This window comes from Streptomyces sp. NPDC021080, from assembly GCF_044333225.1.
Classification (GTDB): Bacteria; Actinomycetota; Actinomycetes; order Streptomycetales; family Streptomycetaceae; genus Streptomyces.
The window spans coordinates 100,770-122,619 of record NZ_JBIRQM010000012.1 but is presented as its reverse complement, the minus strand read 5'-3'; the positions used below and the strand labels follow the sequence as shown (position 1 = coordinate 122,619).

Annotated in this window: 20 protein-coding genes; 6 read left to right on the top strand and 14 right to left on the bottom strand. The window is 72.1% G+C overall.

All coding sequences use genetic code 11. The annotated features are described in order from the left end of the window. Positions 1-29: 29 nt before the first annotated feature. Positions 30-1,223, top strand: coding sequence for a methyltransferase domain-containing protein (locus ACH4S8_RS28245; protein WP_398398840.1), 1,194 nt, complete (start codon positions 30-32; stop codon positions 1,221-1,223). On the opposite strand, the gene ACH4S8_RS28240 is transcribed toward ACH4S8_RS28245, so the two are convergent. The 7 genes from ACH4S8_RS28240 to ACH4S8_RS28210 all read right to left on the bottom strand — a co-directional run bounded on the left by ACH4S8_RS28240 (position 1,201) and on the right by ACH4S8_RS28210 (position 10,757). Further along, positions 1,201-3,252, bottom strand: a complete 2,052-nt coding sequence (locus ACH4S8_RS28240) for a cell wall-binding repeat-containing protein (protein ID WP_398398838.1) — start codon at positions 3,250-3,252, stop codon at positions 1,201-1,203. The two genes, ACH4S8_RS28245 and ACH4S8_RS28240, sit on opposite strands and share 23 nt — an antisense overlap. 153 nt (positions 3,253-3,405) lie before the next feature. Further along, on the bottom strand, positions 3,406-4,689 hold the full coding sequence (locus ACH4S8_RS28235) for an RNA polymerase sigma factor (protein WP_398398836.1): 1,284 nt from the start codon (positions 4,687-4,689) through the stop codon (positions 3,406-3,408). Positions 4,690-4,733: 44 nt separating this feature from the next. Further along, positions 4,734-5,090: a YciI family protein gene (locus tag ACH4S8_RS28230; RefSeq protein ID WP_037626905.1), complete on the bottom strand. Its 357-nt coding sequence runs from the start codon at positions 5,088-5,090 to the stop codon at positions 4,734-4,736. 209 nt (positions 5,091-5,299) lie between these two features. Beyond that, on the bottom strand, positions 5,300-6,676 hold the full coding sequence (locus ACH4S8_RS28225; RefSeq protein WP_398398833.1) for an FG-GAP-like repeat-containing protein: 1,377 nt from the start codon (positions 6,674-6,676) through the stop codon (positions 5,300-5,302). Positions 6,677-6,757: 81 nt separating this feature from the next. Next, positions 6,758-7,819, bottom strand: a complete 1,062-nt coding sequence (locus ACH4S8_RS28220) for an LCP family protein (RefSeq protein WP_398398831.1) — start codon at positions 7,817-7,819, stop codon at positions 6,758-6,760. 83 nt (positions 7,820-7,902) lie between these two features. Beyond that, positions 7,903-9,282, bottom strand: coding sequence for an endo-1,4-beta-xylanase (locus tag ACH4S8_RS28215; RefSeq protein ID WP_398398829.1), 1,380 nt, complete (start codon positions 9,280-9,282; stop codon positions 7,903-7,905). A gap of 446 nt (positions 9,283-9,728) precedes the next feature. Then, entirely contained in the window at positions 9,729-10,757 is a 1,029-nt protein-coding gene (locus tag ACH4S8_RS28210; protein ID WP_398398826.1) for a LacI family DNA-binding transcriptional regulator, read from the bottom strand. 138 nt (positions 10,758-10,895) lie between these two features. Between ACH4S8_RS28210 and ACH4S8_RS28205 the strand changes: the two genes are divergently transcribed. The 4 genes from ACH4S8_RS28205 to ACH4S8_RS28190 are packed head-to-tail and all read left to right on the top strand — an operon-like array spanning position 10,896 to position 16,375. Then, positions 10,896-12,203 (top strand): ABC transporter substrate-binding protein, encoded by a 1,308-nt coding sequence (locus tag ACH4S8_RS28205; RefSeq protein WP_398398824.1) that lies wholly within the window; start codon positions 10,896-10,898, stop codon positions 12,201-12,203. Further along, complete coding sequence (locus ACH4S8_RS28200; RefSeq protein WP_398398822.1) at positions 12,200-13,114, top strand: carbohydrate ABC transporter permease; 915 nt, start codon at positions 12,200-12,202, stop codon at positions 13,112-13,114. The genes ACH4S8_RS28205 and ACH4S8_RS28200 overlap by 4 nt, the downstream gene beginning before the upstream one ends. A 4-nt stretch (positions 13,115-13,118) precedes the next feature. Next, entirely contained in the window at positions 13,119-14,018 is a 900-nt protein-coding gene (locus ACH4S8_RS28195; protein ID WP_398398820.1) for a carbohydrate ABC transporter permease, read from the top strand. Between the two features lie 50 nt (positions 14,019-14,068). Next, a complete protein-coding gene (locus tag ACH4S8_RS28190; RefSeq protein WP_398398818.1) occupies positions 14,069-16,375 on the top strand; it encodes a glycoside hydrolase family 3 N-terminal domain-containing protein in 2,307 nt (768 codons plus the stop codon). Between the two features lie 132 nt (positions 16,376-16,507). Here the strand turns inward: ACH4S8_RS28190 and ACH4S8_RS28185 are convergent, their stop codons facing one another. The 4 genes from ACH4S8_RS28185 to tsaB are packed head-to-tail and all read right to left on the bottom strand — an operon-like array spanning position 16,508 to position 19,002. After that, positions 16,508-16,759: a hypothetical protein gene (locus ACH4S8_RS28185; RefSeq protein ID WP_398398816.1), complete on the bottom strand. Its 252-nt coding sequence runs from the start codon at positions 16,757-16,759 to the stop codon at positions 16,508-16,510. After that, positions 16,756-17,865, bottom strand: coding sequence for a tRNA (adenosine(37)-N6)-threonylcarbamoyltransferase complex transferase subunit TsaD (gene tsaD, locus ACH4S8_RS28180; RefSeq protein WP_398398814.1), 1,110 nt, complete (start codon positions 17,863-17,865; stop codon positions 16,756-16,758). Before tsaD ends, ACH4S8_RS28185 begins: the two co-directional genes overlap by 4 nt. Next, positions 17,858-18,331, bottom strand: coding sequence for a ribosomal protein S18-alanine N-acetyltransferase (gene rimI, locus ACH4S8_RS28175; protein WP_398399172.1), 474 nt, complete (start codon positions 18,329-18,331; stop codon positions 17,858-17,860). The genes tsaD and rimI overlap by 8 nt, the downstream gene beginning before the upstream one ends. A 17-nt stretch (positions 18,332-18,348) precedes the next feature. Further along, on the bottom strand, positions 18,349-19,002 hold the full coding sequence (gene tsaB, locus ACH4S8_RS28170; RefSeq protein WP_398398812.1) for a tRNA (adenosine(37)-N6)-threonylcarbamoyltransferase complex dimerization subunit type 1 TsaB: 654 nt from the start codon (positions 19,000-19,002) through the stop codon (positions 18,349-18,351). 110 nt (positions 19,003-19,112) lie between these two features. On the opposite strand from tsaB, the gene ACH4S8_RS28165 reads away from it, so the two are divergent. Next, positions 19,113-19,679 carry a hypothetical protein gene (locus ACH4S8_RS28165; RefSeq protein WP_398398810.1) on the top strand — a complete coding sequence of 189 codons (567 nt, stop codon included), beginning with the start codon at positions 19,113-19,115 and terminating at the stop codon, positions 19,677-19,679. A 38-nt stretch (positions 19,680-19,717) separates the two neighbouring features. Here the strand turns inward: ACH4S8_RS28165 and ACH4S8_RS28160 are convergent, their stop codons facing one another. The 3 genes from ACH4S8_RS28160 to ACH4S8_RS28150 all read right to left on the bottom strand — a co-directional run bounded on the left by ACH4S8_RS28160 (position 19,718) and on the right by ACH4S8_RS28150 (position 21,793). Next, a complete protein-coding gene (locus ACH4S8_RS28160) occupies positions 19,718-19,906 on the bottom strand; it encodes a hypothetical protein (RefSeq protein ID WP_398398808.1) in 189 nt (62 codons plus the stop codon). A gap of 152 nt (positions 19,907-20,058) precedes the next feature. Further along, on the bottom strand, positions 20,059-20,592 hold the full coding sequence (gene tsaE, locus ACH4S8_RS28155; RefSeq protein WP_398398806.1) for a tRNA (adenosine(37)-N6)-threonylcarbamoyltransferase complex ATPase subunit type 1 TsaE: 534 nt from the start codon (positions 20,590-20,592) through the stop codon (positions 20,059-20,061). Then, entirely contained in the window at positions 20,558-21,793 is a 1,236-nt protein-coding gene (locus tag ACH4S8_RS28150; RefSeq protein WP_398398804.1) for an alpha/beta fold hydrolase, read from the bottom strand. The genes tsaE and ACH4S8_RS28150 overlap by 35 nt, the downstream gene beginning before the upstream one ends. Between the last annotated feature and the right edge of the window lie 57 nt (positions 21,794-21,850).

The window sequence follows — 21,850 nt, the reverse complement described above, 5'->3', positions numbered from 1 at the left end:
CCGTCCACCGACTGGCCCACAATGGCCGGGTGAACGACGTCTCCTTCGCCCCCCTCCTCACCGCCGAGGGCCGCGCCCTGCTCGACGAGGTCCGCGCCACCGAACCGGCGCAGGAACTGGCCGTCGCCACCCGGCTGCGCCGCGAACACCCCGCCGAACTGGTCTCGGCGGCGCTCGGACAGGCCCGACTGCGGCAGCGGGCGGTGGCGAAGTTCGGCGCCGAGGACGCCGGACGGATGTTCTTCACCCCGAACGGGGTCGAGCAGTCCACGCGCACGAGCGTGGCCGCCCACCGCGCCGAACGGCTGCGCGCGCTGGGGGTCCGCTCCGTCGCCGACCTGTGCTGCGGCATCGGCGGCGACGCCATCGCGCTGGCCCGCGCCGGAATCCGCGTCCTGGCCGTCGACCGCGATCCGCTGACGGCCGCCGCCGCCCGCGCGAACGCCGACGCGCTGGGGCTCGCGGACCTGATCGAGGTGCGCGAGAGCGACGTCACCGAGGTGGACACCGCCTCGTACGACGCCGTCTTCGTGGACCCGGCGCGCCGGGGCGGCCGGGGCCGGATCTTCGACCCCGAGGCGTACTCGCCGCCGCTGTCCTGGGCGGTCGCGGCGGCCCTCAAGGCTCCGGTCGCCGCGCTGAAGATCGCTCCCGGCATCCCGCACGAGGCGGTCCCCGCCGAGGCGGAGGCCGAGTGGATCTCGGACGGCGGCGACGTGAAGGAGGCGGTCCTCTGGTTCGGCACGGAACCGGGCCTGGTGCGCGCCACCCTGCTGCCGGGCCCGCGCGAGCTGCGCGGCCGCGGCCTGCCGGATCCGGCGGTGCGCGCGGTCGGGCGCTATCTGTACGAGCCGGACGGCGCCGTCATCCGCGCGCACCTGGTCGCCGAGGTGGCCGACGACCTGGACGGCGGGCTCGTCGACGAGACGATCGCCTACATCACGGCCGACGGGCTGCGCCCGACGCCGTACGCCACCGCGTACGAGATCACCGACCGACTCCCCTTCAACGTGAAGAAGCTGAAGGCGCTGCTGCGGGAGCGGGGGGTCGGTGTCCTGACCGTGAAGAAGCGCGGGTCGGCCGTCGAGCCGGAGGAACTGCGGCGCAAGGTGAAGCCGCAGGGTCCGCACTCCGCGACGGTGTTCCTCACCCGGGTGGCGGGCGCCCCGACCATGCTGGTGGGGGCGCCCGCGACACCGGCTACTGGTGGTGGACCGTCTTGAGGGGTGCCAGGTTCGGCTCCGCGCCGACCGGGCCGGACCTCACGACCGTCGCGGCCTGACCGCCGTTCGTGCGCAGCGTGAAGGTGCTGCGCTGCGCGCTCGGGGGCTCCTGGCCGTTGTAGTACGGGTGGTACACGAACTGGCTGCTGCTCGCGCTGATCGAGGCGCCCGCGGTGTCCAGCGTGCCCGCCGCGATCGACCCGGTGCCGCCGAAGCCGACCACGAACTGCGTGCTCGCCGACTCCCGCAGCAGATAGCTCTTGGCCTCGCTCGACAGGGTGTCGCGCGCGGTCCACAGGACGGGTCCGAAGACGTTCATCGCCGCACCTGCCGCCAGGCCGCCACGCCAGTTGTTCGTGTAGGCGAGGGCGGCCTGGCTCGGCGCGCTCCACCAGAACCTGGCGATCGCCGCGGAGGTGCCCTCGTTGGTGCTCGCCGTGATCGGGTAGTACGTGAACGTCGACGGCCACTTCGAGAAGTACGTGTGCGTCAGCGCGTACTTCGCCGAGGCACCCACCGTGATGATCATGGTGTTCTTCGGGTTCAGGCCGTTGAGGTACGCCTTCACCGAATCGGTCAGCTTGTTGCCGTCGTTGAGGACGACGCCGCCCGCGCTGCTCGTACCGTCCGCGCCGGCCGCGGCGGCCGCCGCGAGGGCCGAGTGGTAGTCGGTGCCGGTGGCCAGGAACACGTACTTCGGCGTGCTGGTCACGGACTTCGCCACGGCGACCGAGGTCGAGTAACGGGAGGTCCCCGCAAGCCGCTTCGGCGTGAAGCCGAGCGCGGACACCTGCGAGGAGACCGCGCTGCCGAGGATGGACGTGCCGCCCACGAGGTAGACGTTCGCGCCCGGCTTCAGCACGCGCTTGAGTTCGGCCTTCGTCGCGGAGGACAGCCCGCTCTTCGGGGTCATCAGCACCGGACCGTGCTTCTTGCCGGCCAGCGCGGGCGCGGTGAGCGAGTACGCCGCGTCGTCCTGGTTGATCAGCACCGCGGCCTTGGCGTCCATCAGCCCCGGCACGCTTCCGCCGACGGTGTTCCAGGTCCAGCGCGAGCCGGCCGTGTTGGTGGCGTAGGTGTCGGCGCCCCAGACCCGGCCGGTGCCGTTCTTGCGCAGCGGCTGCCAGCTGGGGTTGACGCCGAAGTTGCTGCCCTGCTGGCCCGCGACCTTGGTGAGCGTGCCGGTGGCCAGGTCCACGTACTCGGTGGTGTGCACGTCGGCGCTGTCGCCCGAGGTGTGGGCGTCGAAGATGATCCGCTTGCCGGTGGGCGACCAGGACGGGTTCTCGTAGCCGCGGGCGTCGGTGGTGATCTGCTTGACGCCCGTGCCGTCCGCGTTCGCCGTGAAGATCTGCGACATGCCGCCGCCGACGTGCCGGACGAACGCCAGCTTGGTGCCGTCCGGCGAGTAGGCGGGCTGCTCGGCGTCGGTCAGCACCCGCTTGACCGTCTTCGCCGTCGAGTCGTAGACCCAGACGCCGTCGTTGTCGTAGCAGCCGTAGTTCTTGCGCCGCTCGAACGCCACCAGGCCCTTCGGGCTCACGGTCGGGTCGTTGTCGCAGACGGTGGACGGTTCCTGGGCGGCCGTCAGCAGCGGGACAGGTGCCCACGAGCCGTCGGAGGGGCCGTAGGCGAGCTGGCCGCCGGTCGAGAAGACGACGTAGCGTCCGCCCCACCAGAACGTCAGGTCCTCGTACGAGGCACTGGACCGGACCCCTGACGCCCAGGGCAGGGTGATCTTCGAGGTGCCGCTCGGCCTGATGCTCGAGATCTGGCTCGCGGCGGTGATGAGCCGGCTGCCGTCCGGAGCCCAGGCGGCGTAGCTCCCGTACAGGCCGGGAACATCGGTGCCCTTGCCCGTGGCGGGGTCGATCAGGGTCGGGCCGTCCACGAGGATCTTGCCCTCGGTGCCCGGCCAGGTCCCGGCGTCGTCGGCGACGGCACCCGGTGCCAGGGCGATCGCGGTGCCGGCGGCCAGGGCCGTCGCCGCGGTGAGCGCCACGAGTCTGTGGCGCGCGGAGATGCGCAAAGGTCTACCCCCCAGGTAGGTGTGTGATGGGCCGCCGGACCGCGCCTCGCGGGGGCCTACGGGTGAACGGACAGCGTCCTTCCCGTGTACGGCAGCGGCGCCACTGTAAGCCTTTGCCGATCACCTTGGGAACGGAGTTACCGGGCGGGAACCTCACGTCTCCGGCAGTTCACGGGCCCGTGTCTCCAGCAACTCCCGTTCGCGCTCGTTCCGCGCCAGCGAGGCCGCCCGCTCGAACTCCGTGCGCGCCTCCCGCGTGCGTCCGAGCCGGGCGAGCAGGTCCCCGCGCACACTCGGCAGCAAGTGGTAGTCGCGCAGGGCCGGTTCACCGACCAGGCCGTCGACGATGGCGAGCGCGGGCTCCGGGCCCTCGGCCATCGAGACGGCCACGGCGCGGTTCAGTTCGACGACCGGGGAGGGGGCGCGGGCCGCCAGCAGGCCGTACAGGGTGGCGATCTGGCGCCAGTCCGTGTCCTCGTAGGCGAAGGCCCGCGCGTGGCAGGCGGCGATGGCGGCCTGGAGGGCGTACGGCCCCGGGCCGCCGGTGGCGACGGCGTCGGCGCGGCTCAGCGCGGTGAAGCCGCGGCCGATCAGCATGCGGTTCCAGCGGCGCCGCTGCTGGTCCCCGAGGAGGACGGGTTCGCCGCCGGGCCCGGTGCGGGCGGCCGACCGGGACTCCTGGAGTTCCAGCAGGGCGGCCAGCGCGTGCACCTCGCTCTCCTTGGGCATCAGCTCGGCGAGCACCCGGGCCAGCCGGAGCGCGTCCTCGCACAGCGCGGGGCGCAGCAGGTCGTCGCCCGCCGTGGCCGCGTACCCCTCGTTGAAGACGAGGTAGATGACCTCCAGCACGGACCCGAGCCGGGCTTCGCGCTCGGGTCCGTAGGGGACCTCGAAGGCGACCCCCTTCGTCGCCAGCGTCCGCTTGGCCCGCACGATGCGCTGGGCGACCGTCGCCTCCGGGACGAGGAAGGCGCGGGCGATCTCGGACGTCGTCAGGCCGCCGAGGAGCCGCAGCGTGAGCGCGATGCGGGCCTCGGCGGACAGGACGGGGTGACAGGCGGTGAAGACCAGCCGGAGCAGGTCGTCGTCGATGTCGTCCGGGTCGGAGGGCTCGTCGAGGTGGTGCGGCGCGGACAGCGAGAGGTCCCGCCCGACCTCCTCCAGCTTGCGCGCGTACCGCTCACGGCGGCGCACGAGGTCGATCGCCCGGTGCTTGGCCGTGGCCGTCAGCCAGGCGCCCGGATTGTCCGGCACGCCGTCGCGCGGCCACTGCTCCAGCGCGGCGACCAGGGCGTCCTGCGCGAGTTCCTCGGCGATGCCGACGTCACGGACGATCCGGGCCACGCCCGCGATGATGCGGGGCGACTCGATACGGAAGATGGTCTCGACGGCGGTGTCGACGCCGCCGGCGGGTACCGGTGCGGGCTGCTGTTCCACAACCCACCATGAGACACCCACGGCGGCGTCCGGCCAAGGAGCGCTCAGCCCTCGGCGATCTCCCGCACCTCGCAGGTGACCGTCCAGTGCTCCTCGTGCACCTTCAGGAACCGCTTGGTCCACTCCAGCGCCTCGGCCATGTCCTTGCACTGCATGATCGCGTAACCGCCGACGACCTCCTTGGACTCGGTGAAGGGCCCGTCGGTGACGGACAGTTCGCCGCCCGAGTAGTGGACGCGCTTGCCCTGTGCGCTGGGTGTCAGGCCCTCGGTCTGGAGCATGACGCCGGCCTTGGTGATCTCCTCGATGAGCTCGCCCATCCGCTGCATCAGTTCGGGGCTGGGGCCTTCGGCGGGTGCGGTGCGCTCGTCGATCTGGACCAGGGAGAGGTAGCGGGGCATGGTGACTCCTCGTGTCTGTGGTGCCTGTGGCGCCCGTGGTGTCTTCGGCGCCTCGGAGGCTGGGCTTCTTCCCGCCTCTCACCCGTGCGTCGAACGGGGGGAACCCGGATCGACACCCGCCCCGAAATTCTCCGGAAGTTTTTTCCCTGGCCCCGCACATCCGCGTCCGCGCAGGTCGTACGGCGGCGTCCGCGCAGGTCGTACGGCGGTTACCGGAGAACGGAACCGAACGCCGCCTTGGCGTAGGGAGCCCCGAGCGTCCTCCCTCCGAGGACGCGGGCCCCGTCCGCGACGACGCCCGTCGCGGCGCCGCGCAGCAGCCAGACGGCGCCGTTGCCCGCGTCCTCGTTCACCGCGGAGGCGGCCAGGTCGGCGTGGCCGTCGTGGGTGACGTCCAGGAGACGGACGGTGTGGCCGAAGCCGTCGTTCGGCTCGGCGACGCCGGGGACCCCCTCGGTGTCCTGGGTGAACGCCCGGGCGTGCGCGCCGGTCAGCCCGGAGCGGCTGCTGTGCAGCACGTCGACGACACCGGTGGAGCCGTTCTCGCCGGGAGCGCCGACCGCCACGTCGTCGATGCCGTCGCCGTCGACGTCGCCGGCGGCGAGGGACGCGCCGAACAGGTCGCCGGCCTCCCTGACGCCGGGGACGCCGGGCGTGTCCTGCGTGTATTCCTTCCAGGTGCTCTGATCCTGGCTCAGCCCGGCGGCCGAGCCGGGCACCACGGTGATGGCCTCGTCGTAGCCGTATCCGCCGATCAGGTCGTCGTAGCCGTCGCCGTTGACGTCGCCGAGCGTGAGCACGCCGTCGCCGGTCGTGTAGTAGCCGGTGACACGGGTGAGGCCGGAGGGGCCGCTCAGATAGACCCGGCCGCAGTCGCCGCCCTCCCCGCAGTGGGCGGTCAGCGCCAGGTCGGCGCGGCCGTCGCCGTTGATGTCACCGGCCGTGCCGTCGTGGACGTCGATGTACTGGAGGTAGCCGGGGTCGAGCGGGGCCGCGGCGGCCGGGGTGCCGGAGCGGGTGACCGGGCCCGTCCAGACCGATGCGGTGGTGCCCCGCGGATCGTCCCCTCCCGTGTAGCTGGCGCGGAAGACGGCGAGGTCGAGGTGTCCGTCGCCGTCGAAGTCGCCGGTCTGCGTGTTGTTGCCGGGGACCGGTGTGCCGCCGGACAGACCCTGCGGACCACCCCAGAGCACGACCGCGTCGGCGCTCGCCGAGCGGGTGCCGACGACGAGATCCGTGTAGCCGTCGCCGTCCAGGTCGCCCTTGGCCAGTTGGAGGCCGAACGTCTCGTACGCGGTGGGGTCGCCGGGAACGCCGGCCCTGGCGCGGCTGACGATCGTGCGGCGGATGCCGGAGAGCCCGTGCGGGCCGCCGTACAGGACGGCCGCGTAACCCGCCTTGGTCCGGCCGCCGACGGTCGCGTTCGGGGCGCCGACGACCAGGTCGCCGTACCCGTCGCCGTTGAAGTCGTCGCGGACGGGCGCAGCCGCCTTCGTGGCGGACGCGGGAGGAACGGCGACGCCCAGTGCCGCGAGCCCCAGCGTCAGCGGGACCGCCCAACGGGCGTGCGAACGTGCGGAGAACACCGGGAGGCTCCTTCGGTACGGTGACGGGTCACCGCACACGACTCTCCCTGTACCCCGATGGTTGTCCCGGCGCCGGGCCCGTCAGCGCAAAGACTTCCACAAGTCGTCCGCCGCAGGCTCGTTCGCGATCACCCGGTTGTGGTCCGAGGGGGCCGTCACCACCGGCATCATCACCGTCTCGACCTCGTCGGAGGAGAGGGACTTCAGGCTCTGGCCGAGTTTCGTCAGTTCGCCGAGCGAGTCCAGTCCCGTGTCCGTCGTCAGGCTGCCGGTCACCGCGTTCGCGACGTCGTAGAGCCTGGCCGGGTCGGAAAGCAGGTCGGCCGAGGAGATCTGCCGCAGCAGGGCTTTCACGAGCTTCTGCTGGAGCCCTATGCGGCCCAGGTCGCTGCCGTCGCCTATGCCGTGCCGGGTGCGGGCCAGGGCGAGGGCCTGCTTGCCGTCGAGATGGTGGGTGCCCGCGGCGAGGTGCAGGTGGCTCTTGTCGTCGTCGATGTCCTGGCCGGTGGTGACGGTGACCCCGCCGAGGGCGTTCACCAGCTTCGCGAAGCCCGAGAAGTCGATCTCGATGTAGTGGTCCATCCGGACGTTCGTGATCGACTCGACCGTCTTCACGGCGCACACCGGTCCGCCCACCGAGTAGGCGCTGTTGAACATGGCGTCGTACGCCACCGCCGTCGAGCCCCCGGACGGCAGCGGGCAGGACGGACGGGTGACGAGCGTGTCCCGCGGGATGCTGACGACCGTGGCCCGGGTGCGCCCGGCGTCGAAGTGCACGACCATCGCCGTGTCGGAGCGCGCGCCGGAGCTGTTGCCCCCGCCGAGCTTCGCGTTCGCCTCGCCGCTGCGCGAGTCCGAGCCCAGGACCAGGATGTTGAGGGCCTCGGTCGGCAGCGGGGTCGGGGACGCCGAGGCGGACGCCGGGGCCGACGGGGTCACCACCGCCTTCGCCGGGCGGTCGTCGCCGAGCGCGCTGTTGATGTCGACGCTTCGGATGTTCTGGTTCAGGTGCCAGTACGCCCAGCCCGCCGTGCCGGCACCCAGCACCAGCAGCCCCGCCAGGGTGAGGCCGGCGGCCTTCAGCCCCCGCGACCGCCGGCCCCGTCGTCCGCCCTCGTCGCCGTTCTCGTCATGTCCGGTCACGGACAGGAACGTAAGTCCGAAATATTAGGGGACTGTTAGGGAAAGGGACGCGAGACGGTTTTCTTCGGAGAATCTCATCCTTCTCAGCCCAGCGTCACCGTGGGCGCCGGATTGCTGCCGCTCCAGGAGGCGTTGAACCCGAAGGTCACCGAACCGCCGTCCGGGACGGTCCCGTTGTAGGAGGCGTTGACGCAGCTGACCGCCGCGCCGGTCTGGGTGCAGGTCGCGTTCCAGGCCTGGGTGATCCGCTGGCCCGCGCCGTACGTCCAGTTCACCTTCCACGAGGAGAGCGCGGCCCCGGAGCACGCGATGCGCACCTGCCCCGTGAACCCGGTGTTCCACTGGCTCTGCACGCTGTACGTCACCGTGCACGCGCCGGTGGGTGGCGTCGTGGTCCCGCCGCCGAGCGAGGCCGCGATGGCGCCGTAGGCCGGTTTGGGCACGTAGTTCTCGTCGTACGGGGTCGCCGCGCCGTAGCCCGAGAAGACGTCCGGGATCCAGGAGTCGGAGTCGGTGAAGCCCCAGACGGTCACGCCGTAGCAGCGGGTCACGGCGACGCAGGCGTCGAAGACCGCCTTGTAGTCGGCGGCCTGCTGCGCCAGCTTGGTGCTGTCGGACGGGAGTTGCATCCGGATGTCCAGCTCCGTGACCGCGACGTCGACGCCGAGGTCGGCGAAGCGCTGGATGTTCTGCTGGAGGGTTCCGGGGACCTGGCCGACGATGAGATGGGCCTGCAGGCCCACGCCGTCGATCGGGACGCCGCGCGCCTTCAGGGACTTGACCAGGTTGTACAGGGCGGTGCTCTTGGCGTTGACGCCCTCGACGTTGTAGTCGTTGATGTAGAGCTTGGCGCTCGGGTCGGCGGCGTGCGCCCAGGTCAGCGCCTGGGCGATGTAGTCGGCACCGAGGCCGTTGTACCAGAGGGTCGAGCGGTAGGTGCCGTCCTCGTTGAAGGGCTCGTTGACCACGTCCCAGGCGGCCAGTTTCCCCTTGTAGCGGGTGACTTCGGTGGTGATGTGGTCCTGGAGCAGACCACTCAGCTCGGCGGTCGTCCAGGTGCCGTTCGTCAGCCAGCTCGGGTTCTGGCTGTGCCAGACCAGGGTGTGACCGCGCACCTGCTGGTCGTGGGCCTGCGCGAACGCGACGATCTGGTCGGCCTCGGCCCAGTCGAAGCTGCCCCGGGTGGGCTCGACGGTGCCCCATTTCATCGCGTTGCCCGGGGTCAGCGAGCTGAACTGGCCCCCGGCGATGTCGCCGTAGGTCCCGGTCAGCTTGGAGCCGGTGACGGCGGTGCCGATGACCTTGCCCTTGGCGGCGGCGAGGTCGCGCAGCGGGGCGTCGGCGGCGTGCGCCGTCGTGCCGGCCGCGAGCAGGGCGGCCACCGTCACGGCCCCGGCGAACAGGGCGGCGACGCGGCGGCGTAACGGACGGGTTCTGGAGGAGCGGGTTCGGGAGGTTCTCATGGCGGGTGCCTCCGAAAGTTTCGGTCGTACAACCGATTGACTTCGCAGGAGTGTGGAGGGGGATGCCCCACCCGTCAATACGGTCTCCCGGCCCCGCAGGACTGACCTGCCCCCCCGGGTGCCCCCCCTTCGCCCCCCTCCGCCCCTACCCGACCCGACCCGCACCCGGGGGCTCCGCCCCCGGACCCCCGCTCCTCAAACGCCGGAGGGTCTGAATCTCTCCCCCGGCCGGAGCTGAAATGTCGATGACGTCGAGGACGTCGAGGACATGGACGCTCCCGCAGCCTGGATCCGGCGCGAGGGGCCGTGCCGGTACATCGATGCCCGTCGCCACCGACGCCCACGCCTCACCCGACGGCGACGGGCTGATGCACCGGCACGGCCCCGACCCACCCACCGGACGGGAACCGCGAACGACACGGGCGAGCCACCGGAGGCACCCGGTCTCACGCCGGAGGCGCCCCCGTGCTGCTGCGCACGACCAGGCTCGTCGCCAGTTCCATCCGCGTCCCGGCCGACGGCCGCTCCTGGCGGCTCAGGTCGAGCACCAGCTTCGCCGCCGCCTCGGCCATCTCCGTCAGGGGCTGCCGTACGGTCGTCAGCGGCGGCCCCACCCAGCGCGCCACCGGCAGATCGTCGAAGCCGACGACGCTCAGGTCCTCGGGGATGCGCAGCCCCAGCTCGCGGGCCGCCTCGTAGAGACCGAGCGCCTGGAGGTCGTTGCCGGCGAAGACGGCCGTGGGCCGGTCGGGGCGGCGCAGCAGGTCGAGGCCGATGCGGTAGCCGGCCTCGTGGTGGAAGTCCCCGGCGACGATCAGCGAGGGGTCGACGGGCAGCCCGGCCGTCTCCAGCGCCGCGCGGTAGCCGTCGACCCGGGCCCGGCTGCACATCATCCGTGACGGCCCGCTGATGGCGCCGATCCGGGTGTGGCCGAGCTCGACGAGGTGGCGGGTGGCGGCGAGGCCGCCCTGCCAGTTGGTGGCGCCGATGGAGGGCACGTCGACGCCCGGGTCGCCCGCCGGGTCCATCACCACGAACGGGATGGACCTGCTGGTCAGCAGGGCGCGCTGGGAGTCGTCGAGGCCCGACAGGACGAGCACCACGCCGTGCGGGCGGCGGGCGGCGACCTGGTCGGCCCAGGTCCGGCCGGGGGTGAGCCGCCCGGCGGACTCGGAGAGCACCACGCTGAGCCCGGCCTCCCGGGCGACGTTCTCCACGCCCCGGATGACCTCCATCGCCCAGGCGCTCTCCAGCTCGTGGAAGACCAGGTCGATCAGCGGCGAGCGGGAAGTCTCGGCCCGGCGGCGCCGGTAGCCGTACGCGTGCAGCAGCTCCTCGACACGGGAGCGGGTCGCGGGGGCGACGTCGGCGCGGCCGTTGAGCACTTTCGAAACAGTCGGAGCCGACACACCGGCTTCCCGGGCGATCTCGGCCAGCGTCGCCGTCTGTGCTTCTGCGGACTTCCCAGGCTTCATGGCGGCGATCGTATCTCTGCGCGACCCCTTGACGGACCCACCAGATCGTCTTACGTTCCCGGAACATTCGAAAAATGACTCGAAACATTCGCGATGGATCATCGGCGATCCTTCGCGCTTACCGAGAGGTGCCGTCCTATGGAGTCCCACAGCAGACGTTGGTTCCTCGGCGCGGGCACGGTCGCCCTGGCCTCTGTCGGCGGGCTCACCGCCTGCGGCTCCGGCAGCGGCTCGGGCGGCGACGGGACGCTCACCGCGTTCGTCTACGGGGACGACGCGGCGAAGATCCAGGTCAAGTCCGTCAGCCGGTTCAACGCCTCGGCCGCCGCGAAGAAGGCCAAGGGCAGGATCAAGCTGCAGAAGGTGCCCGCCACCGACTACCCGGCCAAGCTGCGCACGGCGATGGGCTCGCCCAACGCCCCCGACGTGTTCTTCAACTGGGGCGGCGGCTCCATCAAGGCCTACCGGGAGGCCGGCCAGCTGGTCGACCTGACCGACGTCATCGCGTCCGACCCGGTGCTCAAGAGCGGCTTCCTGCCGTCGGTGCTGGCGGCGGGCGGACTGGACGGCAAGAACTACGGCGTGCCGATGCGGGGCATGCAGCCCGTGATCCTCTTCTACAACAAGACGGTCTTCGAGGAGAACAAGCTCCAGCCGCCCACCACCTGGGCCCAGTTGCTGGACATCAACACCAAGCTGAAGAAGGCGAACATCACCCCGTTCGCCCTGGGCGGCGCGGACATCTGGCCCGAACTGATGTGGCTGGAGTACCTGGTCGACCGGATCGGCGGCCCCCAGGTCTTCGAGAAGATCAAGAACGGTGACGCCTCCGCCTGGGGCGACCCGGCCGTCCTCAAGGCCGCCCAGACGGTCAAGCAGCTGATCGACGACGGCGCCTTCGGCAAGGGCTACAGCTCGGTCGGGTACGGCAACGGCGGCGCTCCCGCGGTCTTCGCCAAGGGCAAGGCGGCGATGCACCTGATGGGTTCGTGGGAGTACTCCACGCAGCTCGGCAAGTTCCCCGACTTCGCCAAGAAGAACCTGGGCTGGTGCGCCTTCCCGCAGATCGAGGGCGGCGCCGGCGACATCCGCAACGTGGTCGGCAACCCCACCAACTACTGGTCGGTGAACGCTCACACCTCCAACAAGGACGCGGCGATCGCCTTCCTGCGGGACTCCGCCTCCCTGGCGTACACCAAGGAACTCATAGCCAACGGTGACGTCCCGGCCACCTCGAACGCGGCGACCCTCCTGGACGCCTCGCCGAACCCGGAGTTCGCCAAGTTCCAGTACGAGATGGTGCAGAAGGCCCCGGCGTTCACGCTGAGCTGGGACCAGGCGGTCGACCCGAACGTGGCGACGCCGATGCTCACCGAGGTCAACAAGCTGTTCGTGGGCAAGTCCTCGCCGACGCAGTTCGTGGCGGCGCTCAAGGAGCTGAAGTGAGCGTCACGCAGGTCAAGGGCGGCCCTCGGAACGACGCGGGCCGCCCCCGCTCCGCCCGGCGGGGCAGGGCCGGCCGCCCGAGCGCGGCACTGGCCCTTCCCGGCGTCCTGTTCTTCGCGTTCTTCGCCCTCGCCCCGATGGTCCTGGCCTTCTACCTGTCGTTCACCAAGTGGAACGGCCTGGGCGACCCCAAGCTGGTCGGACTGGCCAACTGGCGCAAGCTGCTGAGCGACGACCGGCTGACCCAGTCGCTGACGGTCACCGTCGCGCTGACCGTGGTGAGCTGGGCGTTCCAGACGGTGATCTCGCTGCTGCTGGGCGTCTGGGCGGCGGGCAGGCAGCGCAACCGCGCGGTGCTCTCGGCGATCTTCTTCGTGCCGTTCCTGCTGTCGTCGACGGCGATCTCGCTGCTGTTCTACGCACTCCTCGACCCGAACTTCGGCATCATCCACCGGGACACCCTCGGCACGACCAGCGGAGCGTTCCTCGCGATCGTGTTCGTCGGCGGCTGGCAGTTCATCCCGTTCCACACCCTGATCTACCAGGGCGGGGCACGGCAGATCCCCGAGGTGCTCTACCAGGCCGCGGCGATCGACGGGGCCGGACGTCTGCGGCAGTTCTTCTCGATCACGCTGCCGCAGCTGCGCAACACCGCGACGACGTCGAGCGTGCTGATGATCGTCGGTTCGCTGACCTACTTCGAGACGGTCCTGATCCTCACCCAGGGCGGTCCGGGCACCGACACGGCGATCCTGCCGTACCTGATGTACGAGGCCGGCTTCAAGAGCTACGACTTCGGCTACGCGAGCGCCGTCGCCTCCTTCCTGGTGCTCGCCGCGACCGCGTTGTCCCTGCTGATGGTGAAGCTGTCCGGCTTCGGCGCGATGCGCAGCACCCGGGAAGGGATGTGACGCCATGTCACACGACACACTGCCCCGTCCCGTGAAGACGGACTCCGCCCCCGCCGCCGAGCGGCCCGCGCGCCGTCGCAGGCACTGGTCCCGGCGCGCCAACCCGCTCGCGGGCGTCGGCACGCTGGTCTGGCTGGCCGTCGTGATCGTCCCGATCTACGCGATGATCTCGGCCTCGCTCACCCACCAGGACGAGGCGCTCGGCCACAACGCCCTGAGGCCGCCGTCCCATCCGACCCTGGACAACTACGACACCGTCCTGCACAACGGCTTCGGCCATCTGCTGTGGAACACCGTGCTGGCGGCGGCCGGGGTCGTCTCGATCGTCCTGGTGCTGTGCGTCCCGCTGTCCTACGCGGCCGTGCGGACCCGCAGCGCCTGGTCGGGGGCCGCGTTCCGGCTGTTCCTGCTGGGCGTGGCGATCCCGGCGCAGGCCGTCGTGGTGCCGCTCTACCTGATGATCGCCAAGCTGAACCTCTACGACAGCCTGCTCGCGATCGTCCTGCCGACGGCCGCGTTCGCCATGCCGGTGTCGGTGCTGATCCTCACCGGCACGCTGCGGGACATCTCGGAGGAGATGTACGAGGCGATGGCGCTGGACGGCGCGTCCACCACCCGGATGCTGTTCCAGCTGGTCATCCCGATGGCCAAGGGCGGCATCAGCACCGTCGTCATCTTCTCGGCGCTGCAGGCCTGGAACGGCCTCCTCTTCCCGCTGATCTTCACCCAGTCCGACGGGCCGCGGGTGCTGACCCTCGGCCTGTTCGACTACGTGAGCGAGTTCGGCGTGAACATTCCCGCGATCCTCGCCTCCGTCGTCCTCTCCGGTGTCCCGATCTTCATCGTGTACCTGGTGGCCCGCCGCGCGCTGGTCGGCGGCCTCATGGGCGTGGGCGGCAAGTGAACGTGTACGACCAGGGGCGGTCGAACCCCCCTTTCCCCGACAGGAGTTCCATGACCACCGCTCCCTGGCGCGACCCCGCCCTGCCCGCCGCGACCCGCGTCGACGACCTGCTCTCCAGGATGACCCTGGAGGAGAAGACCGCCCAGCTGTACGGCGTGTGGGTGGGGGCCGACACGGACGGCGGCGGAGTCGCCCCGCTGCAGAGCGAGATGTCCTCCTCGTACGACTGGGACGAGCTGATCACCCGCGGGCTCGGCCAGCTCACCCGCTCCTTCGGCACCGCCCCCGTGGACCCGGCGCTGGGCGCGCAGGCGCTCGCCCGCGCCCAGCGCCGGATCGCCGAGGCGGGCCGCTTCGGCATCCCCGCCGTCGCCCACGAGGAGTGCCTGGCGGGCTTCACGGCCTGGCAGGCGACGGCGTACCCGGTCCCGCTGTCCTGGGGCGCCGCCTTCGATCCGGAGCTGGTGGAGGAGCTGGGCCGGCGCATCGGCGACGACCTGCGCTCGGTCGGCGTCCACCAGGGCCTCGCCCCGGTCCTGGACGTGGTCCGCGACCTGCGCTGGGGCCGGGTGGAGGAGACGATCGGCGAGGACCCGTACCTCGTCGCCACCGTCGCCACCGCCTATGTGCGGGGCCTGGAGTCGGCCGGGATCGTGGCCACGCTCAAGCACTTCGCCGGGTACGCGGCCTCGGCGGGTGCCCGGAACCTGGCACCGGTGCGGGCGGGGGTCCGCGAGCTCTCCGACATCACGCTGCCGCCGTTCGAGATGGCGCTGCGCGAGGGCGGCGCCCGTTCGGTGATGGCCGCCTACAACGACACGGACGGCGTCCCGGCGTCGGCCGACCCGTACCTGCTGACCGAGCTGCTGCGCGAGGAGTGGGGCTTCACCGGCACGGTGGTCTCGGACTACTTCGGTGTCGGCTTCCTCCAGTCGCTGCACCGGGTGGCCGGCAGCGAGGCGGAGGCGGCGCACAAGGCGCTGGAGGCCGGCATCGACGTCGAGCTGCCCACGCTGAAGTGCTACGGCGAGCCGCTGGTGGCCGCCGTCCGCGCGGGCACCGTCCCCGAGTCGCTGATCGACCGGGCGGCCCGCCGGGTGCTGCTCCAGAAGTGCGAGCTCGGTCTGCTGGACGAGGACTGGCGGCCGGAGACCGGCCGCCGGATCGACCTGGACTCCGCGGGCAACCGGGCGCTCGCCCGCAGGCTCGCCGAGGAGTCGGTGATCCTGCTGGACAACGCCGACGGCGTGCTGCCGCTGGCCCCGGACACCCGGATCGCGGTGGTGGGCCCGCGCGCGGACGACCCCTTGGCGATGCTCGGCTGCTACTCGTTCCCCTCGCACGTGCTCACGCACCACCCCGAGGTGCCGACCGGCGTGGACATCCCGACCGTGCTCGACGCGCTGCGCGCCGAACTGCCGGACGCCAAGGTGACGTTCACGCAGGGCTGCGGGGTCACGGAGCCGGACCGCTCCGGTTTCGAGGAGGCGGTGGCACGGGCCGCCGAGGCCGACGTGTGCGTGGCGGTGCTCGGCGACCGTGCCGGGCTGTTCGGCCGGGGCACCTCGGGCGAGGGCTGCGACGTGGCCGACCTCGGCCTGCCGGGCGTGCAGGGCGACCTCCTCGACGCCCTGGTCGCCACGGGGGTCCCGGTGGTCCTGGTGCTGCTCACCGGCCGCCCCTACGCGCTGGGCCGCTGGCAGGAGGGTCTCGGCGGCGTGGTCCAGGCGTTCTTCCCGGGCGAGGAGGGCGGGCCCGCGGTGGCGGGCGTGCTGTCCGGCCGGGTCGGCCCGTCGGGCAGGCTGCCGGTGAGCGTGCCGCGCGAGGCGGGCGGCCAGCCGTGGACCTACCTCCAGCCGCCGCTGGGCCTGAAGGGCGAGGTCAGCAATCTGGACCCGACGCCGCTGTACCCGTTCGGCCACGGCCTCTCGTACACGTCGTTCGACTGGGAGGCGGACGACGTGCCCGGGGCGGAGATCGGCACCGACGGTTCGTACGACGTGTCGGTGACCGTCCGCAACTCCGGTGAGCGCGCGGGCGCCGAGGTCGTCCAGCTGTACCTGCACGACCCGGTGGCCTCGGTGACCCGCCCGGACGTGCGGCTGATCGGCTACCGGCGCCTGGACCTGGCACCGGGCGAGGCCCGCCGGGTGACCTTCCGCTTCCACGCGGACCTCTCGGCGTTCACCGACCGCACCGGCACCCGGATCGTCGAACCGGGCGCCCTGGAACTGCGGCTCGGCGCCTCCAGCACGGACGTGCGCCACACGGTCCGGCTGAACCTGACGGGTCCTGTACGGCGGTTGGGCACGGACCGGCGCATGCGCTGCGAGACGGAGGTCGCGCGCGTGTCCTGACCCGGCGCCCGACCCGGCGGAGGAACCGCTGCGGGGGCCGGCCGCCGGGTGGGGACTCGGCCGGCCCCCGCAGCACGCGGCCGGTGCGTCCGGCCGTGCCCGCACGGGACGCACCGGCCGGACGGCCGCCCGTCAGCCCACCGACTCGAAGCGCCACCTGTGCACCGCCCGGGACACCAACTCCTCGTCGGGGTCCGGCAGTTCGGGAAGCTCGGCGTGGTACTCCGCATCCCACCAGGTGATGACGAGGACCCGGTCCTGCGGGGCCCGGAGGATCTCCCGGCGCACCGGGTTCCCGGGGATCTTGTGCTCCCGCACCCAGGCGAGCAGGTCCTCACCCCGACCGGCGGCGGCCCGGGCCTCCCACATCACGGCGACGGTCACGGGTACAGGTTCTCCTTCGCGACCTCGTGCACGTGATCGTGATCATGCGTGTGCGTGTGCCCGCGCCCCGGCACGTGCGGGTCCGTCACCGGCAGCGAGGAGTCCGCCGACAGGTCCCAGTCGGAGGCGGCCCGGTTGCGGGCGACCATCTCGGCGCCCAGCGCGGCGACCATCGCGCCGTTGTCCGTGCACAGCTTGGGGCGCGGCACCCTGAGCCGGATGCCGGCGGCCTCGCAGCGCTCCTGGGCGAGCACCCGCAGCCGCGAGTTCGCGGCCACGCCGCCGCCGATCATGAGGTGGTCGACGCCCTCGTCCCTGCACGCCCGGACGGCCTTGCGGGTGAGCACGTCCACCACGGCCTCCTGGAAGGACGCGGCCACGTCGCGCACCGGCACCTCCTCCCCCGCCGCCCGCTTCGCCTCGATCCAGCGGGCCACGGCGGTCTTCAGACCGGAGAAGGAGAAGTCGTAGGCCGGGTCGCGCGGACCGGTGAGACCGCGCGGGAACGTGATGGCGTTCGGGTCGCCCTCCTTGGCGTACCGGTCGATGACCGGGCCGCCGGGGAAGCCGAGGTTCAGCACCCGCGCGATCTTGTCGAAGGCCTCGCCGGCCGCGTCGTCGATGGTCGCGCCCATCGGCCGCACGTCGGAGGTGATGTCGGTGGACAGCAGCAGCGAGGAGTGGCCGCCGGACACCAGCAGGGCCATCGTCGGCTCCGGCAGCGCGCCGTGCTCCAGCTGGTCCACGCAGATGTGGGAGGCGAGGTGGTTGACGCCGTACAGCGGCTTGCCGAGCGCGTAGGCGTACGCCTTCGCGGCCGAGACGCCGACGAGCAGGGCCCCGGCGAGCCCGGGTCCGGCGGTGACCGCGATGCCGTCCAGGTCCCCGGCCGACACCCCCGCCTCCTTCAGCGCCCGCTCGATGGTCGGGACCATCGCCTCCAGGTGCGCCCGGGACGCGACCTCGGGAACGACCCCGCCGAAGCGCGCGTGCTCGTCGACGCTCGACGCGATGGCGTCCGCGAGCAGGGTGTGGCCGCGGACGATGCCGACGCCTGTCTCGTCGCAGGAGGTCTCGATGCCGAGGACGAGCGGTTCGTCAGCCATGGGTCTCTGTTCCTTGTACGGAGGTCGATGGGTCGTGCAGCCGCATCACCAGGGCGTCGATGTTCCCCGGCTGGTAGTAGCCGCGCCGGAAGCCGATGGGCTCGAAGCCGAAGCGCTCGTACAGCTTCTGCGCGCGGACGTTGTCCACGCGGCACTCGAGCATCACCTCGGCGCAGTCGAAGTCGCTCGCGGCCCGCAGCAGTTCGGTGAGCAGCCGGCCGCCGAGGCCGGTGCCCCACTGGTCCCGCCGCACCGCGATCGTCTGCACGTCGCCCACGTCTCCCGAGGCGGCGAGCCCGGCGTATCCGACGAGCCGGTCGCCCTCGCAGGCGACCAGATAGCGCCGGTTCGCCTCGGACCCGCGGGCGTGGGCCAGTTCGGACCAGAACATGCCCCGGGACCAGGCGTCCACGGGGAACAGTTCCTTCTCCAGCTCCAGGACGGGATCGATGTCCCACCAGCGCATCTCGCGCAGCACGACGGTCACTTGGGGGTGACCACCTTGTAGTTCTTGGGCACCTGGGCGTCCGGGCGGCGCAGATACAGCGGTCTGGGCGGCTCCAGTTCCTGGCCGGCGGCCAGCTTCTCGGCGGCCAGGGAGGCGAGGGCGGCGGCCGAGACGTTCTCGGGCGCGCGGGCGTCCGCGAACGTGTCGGGGTACAGGAGGGCGCCCGCGCCGACGGCGGGGAGCGAGGTGACGGACGCGTCGATCTCGGCGGGGCGGTCCACGGCGGGCTCCGACAGCCGGGTACGGCGGTCGGCGTACCGCGCCCAGTAGACCTCCTTGCGCCGGGCGTCCGTGGCGACGACGAACGGCCCCTCGACGTCGGCCGCGTAGGCGAGCCCGTCGAGGGTGCACACGCCGTGCACGGGCACGCCGAGCGCGACTCCGAACGTGTCGGCGGTCATGAGGCCGACGCGCAGCCCCGTGTACGGGCCGGGGCCGACGCCCACGACGATGCCGGTGACGGCGTCCAGCCTGAGGCCTGCCTCGGTGAGCACCCGGTCGACGGCCGGCAGCAGCAGCTCTCCGTGCCGGCGCGCGTCCACCTGGCTCGACGAGGCGATGACGGACGTGCCGTCGTGCAGGGCGACGGTCACGGCGGGGGTGGCGGTATCCAGAGCGAGCAAGAGCACGCAAACAGCGTACGGCGCCGGAGCCCGGAGCAAGGCCGCCCGGGGCTCCCGTCCCTCGGCTGCTACCGTCAGCGCAAGGACGTACGAAGGTCGAGAGGTGGGCACACAAGGTGGCTAGGAGCAGCTCGGGAATCGTGGCCGGGCTCACCGTGGCGGCGCTCGCGGCAGTCGGCTTCCTCGCCTTCCAGGCATCCGCGAACGTTCCGGACGACCTGGGCAAGCCGAGCGGAAGCGTTTCGGCCAAGGCTTCAACCCACAAGACGCCCAGGACGGCCAAGACGGCCAAGAAGGACCCGAACGCGCTGCCGACCCCGTCCGGCACCGGTGTGCGGGTCGTCTACTCGACCGGCGCGGACCGCGTCTGGCTCGTCGGCGCGGGCAACAAGGTGAAGCGCACCTTCAAGGTCACCCCGGGCACGGTCGACCCGGCCGTCGGCACCTACGCCGTCACGTCGCGGACGGGCGCGACTCCCGGGTCCGACGGCACGCAGATCGAGCACGTCGTACGGTTCGCCCAGGTCAACAGCATCGCGATCGGCTTCAGCGCCGCCGTGAACGGCGCGACGGAGGCCCCGGACCCCGAGAAGAAGGTCGGCGGCATCCGCTCCTCGCGTGCCGACGGCAACGCGATGTGGGCGTTCGCGACCGTGGGCGCGAAGGTCGTCGTCGTCAAGTAGGACCGCCCCGCGGTCGGGCGCTCCGCGGTGGACCGGCGTCAGGCGGCCCTGCGGGGGCGCTCCGCGCCACCGGGGTCGCCCAGGGGCGCGAGCGGCGGCCTGGACACCGCCTCCGCCGCGGCGCACGCCGCCAGCAGGTCCCGCATCGACACCCCGGCCACCACGCGCGGCTCGGCCGGCACGTCGCGTTCTGAAGCCGGCACTGCAGCCGGTTCCGATGCCGACATGGACGCCTCCTCGGGCTTCGGGGGCCAGCGTGGTTAGGTAGACCTAACCACGCACTGATGTCCATGTGACCACGGCCGGGACGCCGAACGCAATATTTTGCCGACGGCCTGTCGGAACGTTGGTCGAATGTACGAGCGGGGGCGCGCCCGGCTCAGGCCGCGAGCACCGTCAGATCGGCGGCGGCCCAGCGCGGTCCGAGGCCCGTGACGGTCACGTGCCGCACCTCGTCGGTGGTGTCGCCGACGGCCCGGTGGATGACCACGTGCAGCCGGTCGTCGGTCAGCTCCTCGACCTTGCCCTCGCCCCATTCCACGACGATCACGGAGTCGGAGAGCGAGACGTCGAGGTCGAGGTCCTCCATCTCGTCGAGCCCGCCGCCGAGGCGGTACGCGTCCACGTGCACGAGCGGCGGCCCGTCGCCGAGGGAGGGGTGCACGCGGGCGATGACGAAGGTCGGCGAGGTGACGGCGCCGCGGACGCCGAGCCCCTCGCCGAGTCCGCGGGTCAGTGTGGTCTTGCCCGCGCCGAGCTCGCCGTTCAGCATCACGAGGTCGCCCGCGCGCAGCAGCTTGGCCAGTCTGCGGCCCAACTCCTGCATCTGTCCGGGAGAGTTGACGGTGATCTGCGCGCCGACGCCGTCCTGGGCGGGCTCAGCCGGGTTGTGCGCTGCTGCTGGTGCTTCCATAAGGGCCCACGGTAGCCCCTGCCGGCACGGCTCCCGCGCGCACGAGGAGGTCGGCGAGACGGTCTATGACGACCTCGGGGTGCTCCAGCATGACCAGATGTCCCGCGTCGGGGACGAGGACCAGTTCGGCGTCCGGCAGCAGGTCGGCGATGGCCTCGCTGTGCTCGCTCGGGGTCACCAGGTCCTTGACCCCGGCGAGGACGAGGACGGGCAGGCCGGCGAAACGGGCCAGGGCCGCGGTCTTGTCGTGCTCGGTGAACGCCGGGTAGAACTCGGCGACCACGTCGATCGGCGTGCCCTCGATCATCCGCTCGGCGAACCGCACGACGGCCGGATCGACGTCCCGGCTCGCGAACGAGTACCGCTTGATGACCCCGGCGAACAGGTCGGCCGTGGCCCGCCGCCCCCGCTCCACCAGCGCCGCCTGCTGTCCGAGCGCCTTCAGCACACCGGGGAGCACGCGCCGCACGGCGGCGACGCCCGCGACGGGCAGCCCGAAGTTGACCTCGCCGAGCCGCCCCGACGACGTACCGACCAGGGCGACGCCGACGACCCGGTCGCGGATCAGCTCGGGGAACTGCTCGGCGAGCGCCATGACGGTCATGCCGCCCATGGAGTGTCCGACGAGCACGATCGGGCCCTCGGGCACCGCCGCCTCGATGACGGCCAGCAGGTCGCGGCCGAGCTGGTCGATGGTGACCGGCGTGCGGTCCTCCAGCTGGGCCACGCCCCGCCCGGAGCGTCCGTGGCTGCGCTGGTCCCAGTGCACCGTGCGCACGACCCCGCGCAGCGCGGCGCGCTGGAAGTGCCAGGAGTCCTGGCTCAGGCAGTAGCCGTGGCTGAAGACGACGGTGACGGGGGCGGGGGCCTTGCGGCCGAAGAGCCGGCGCCGGCGCGGGGCGAGCGCGGCCTGCGGCTCGGCCTCGTCGACCTCGTAGTACAGCTCGGTGCCGTCGTCCGCGTACGCCTTGCCGGGCGTGCCGCGCAGCCCGCCGTAAGGGCCGGTCGAGTCGAGGGCGAGGCGCGCCTTCTTGCGCATGCCGCGCCCGACCGTGAGCCGCTCGATCGCGACTCCGGCCGCCGCTCCCGCCGCGACCACGCCTATCGCGGCGCCGGCGACGCCGGCCTTGCGCCAGTTCCCGGCGGAGGAGGCGGTGGCCGAGGCCGCGCTCACGACGGCCTCCGCGCTGGTCTCGCTCACGTCCCGCTCCTCTTCGCTCCGGCTCTCGGCTGTCCGCTGTCGGCTCTGGGCTGCGCG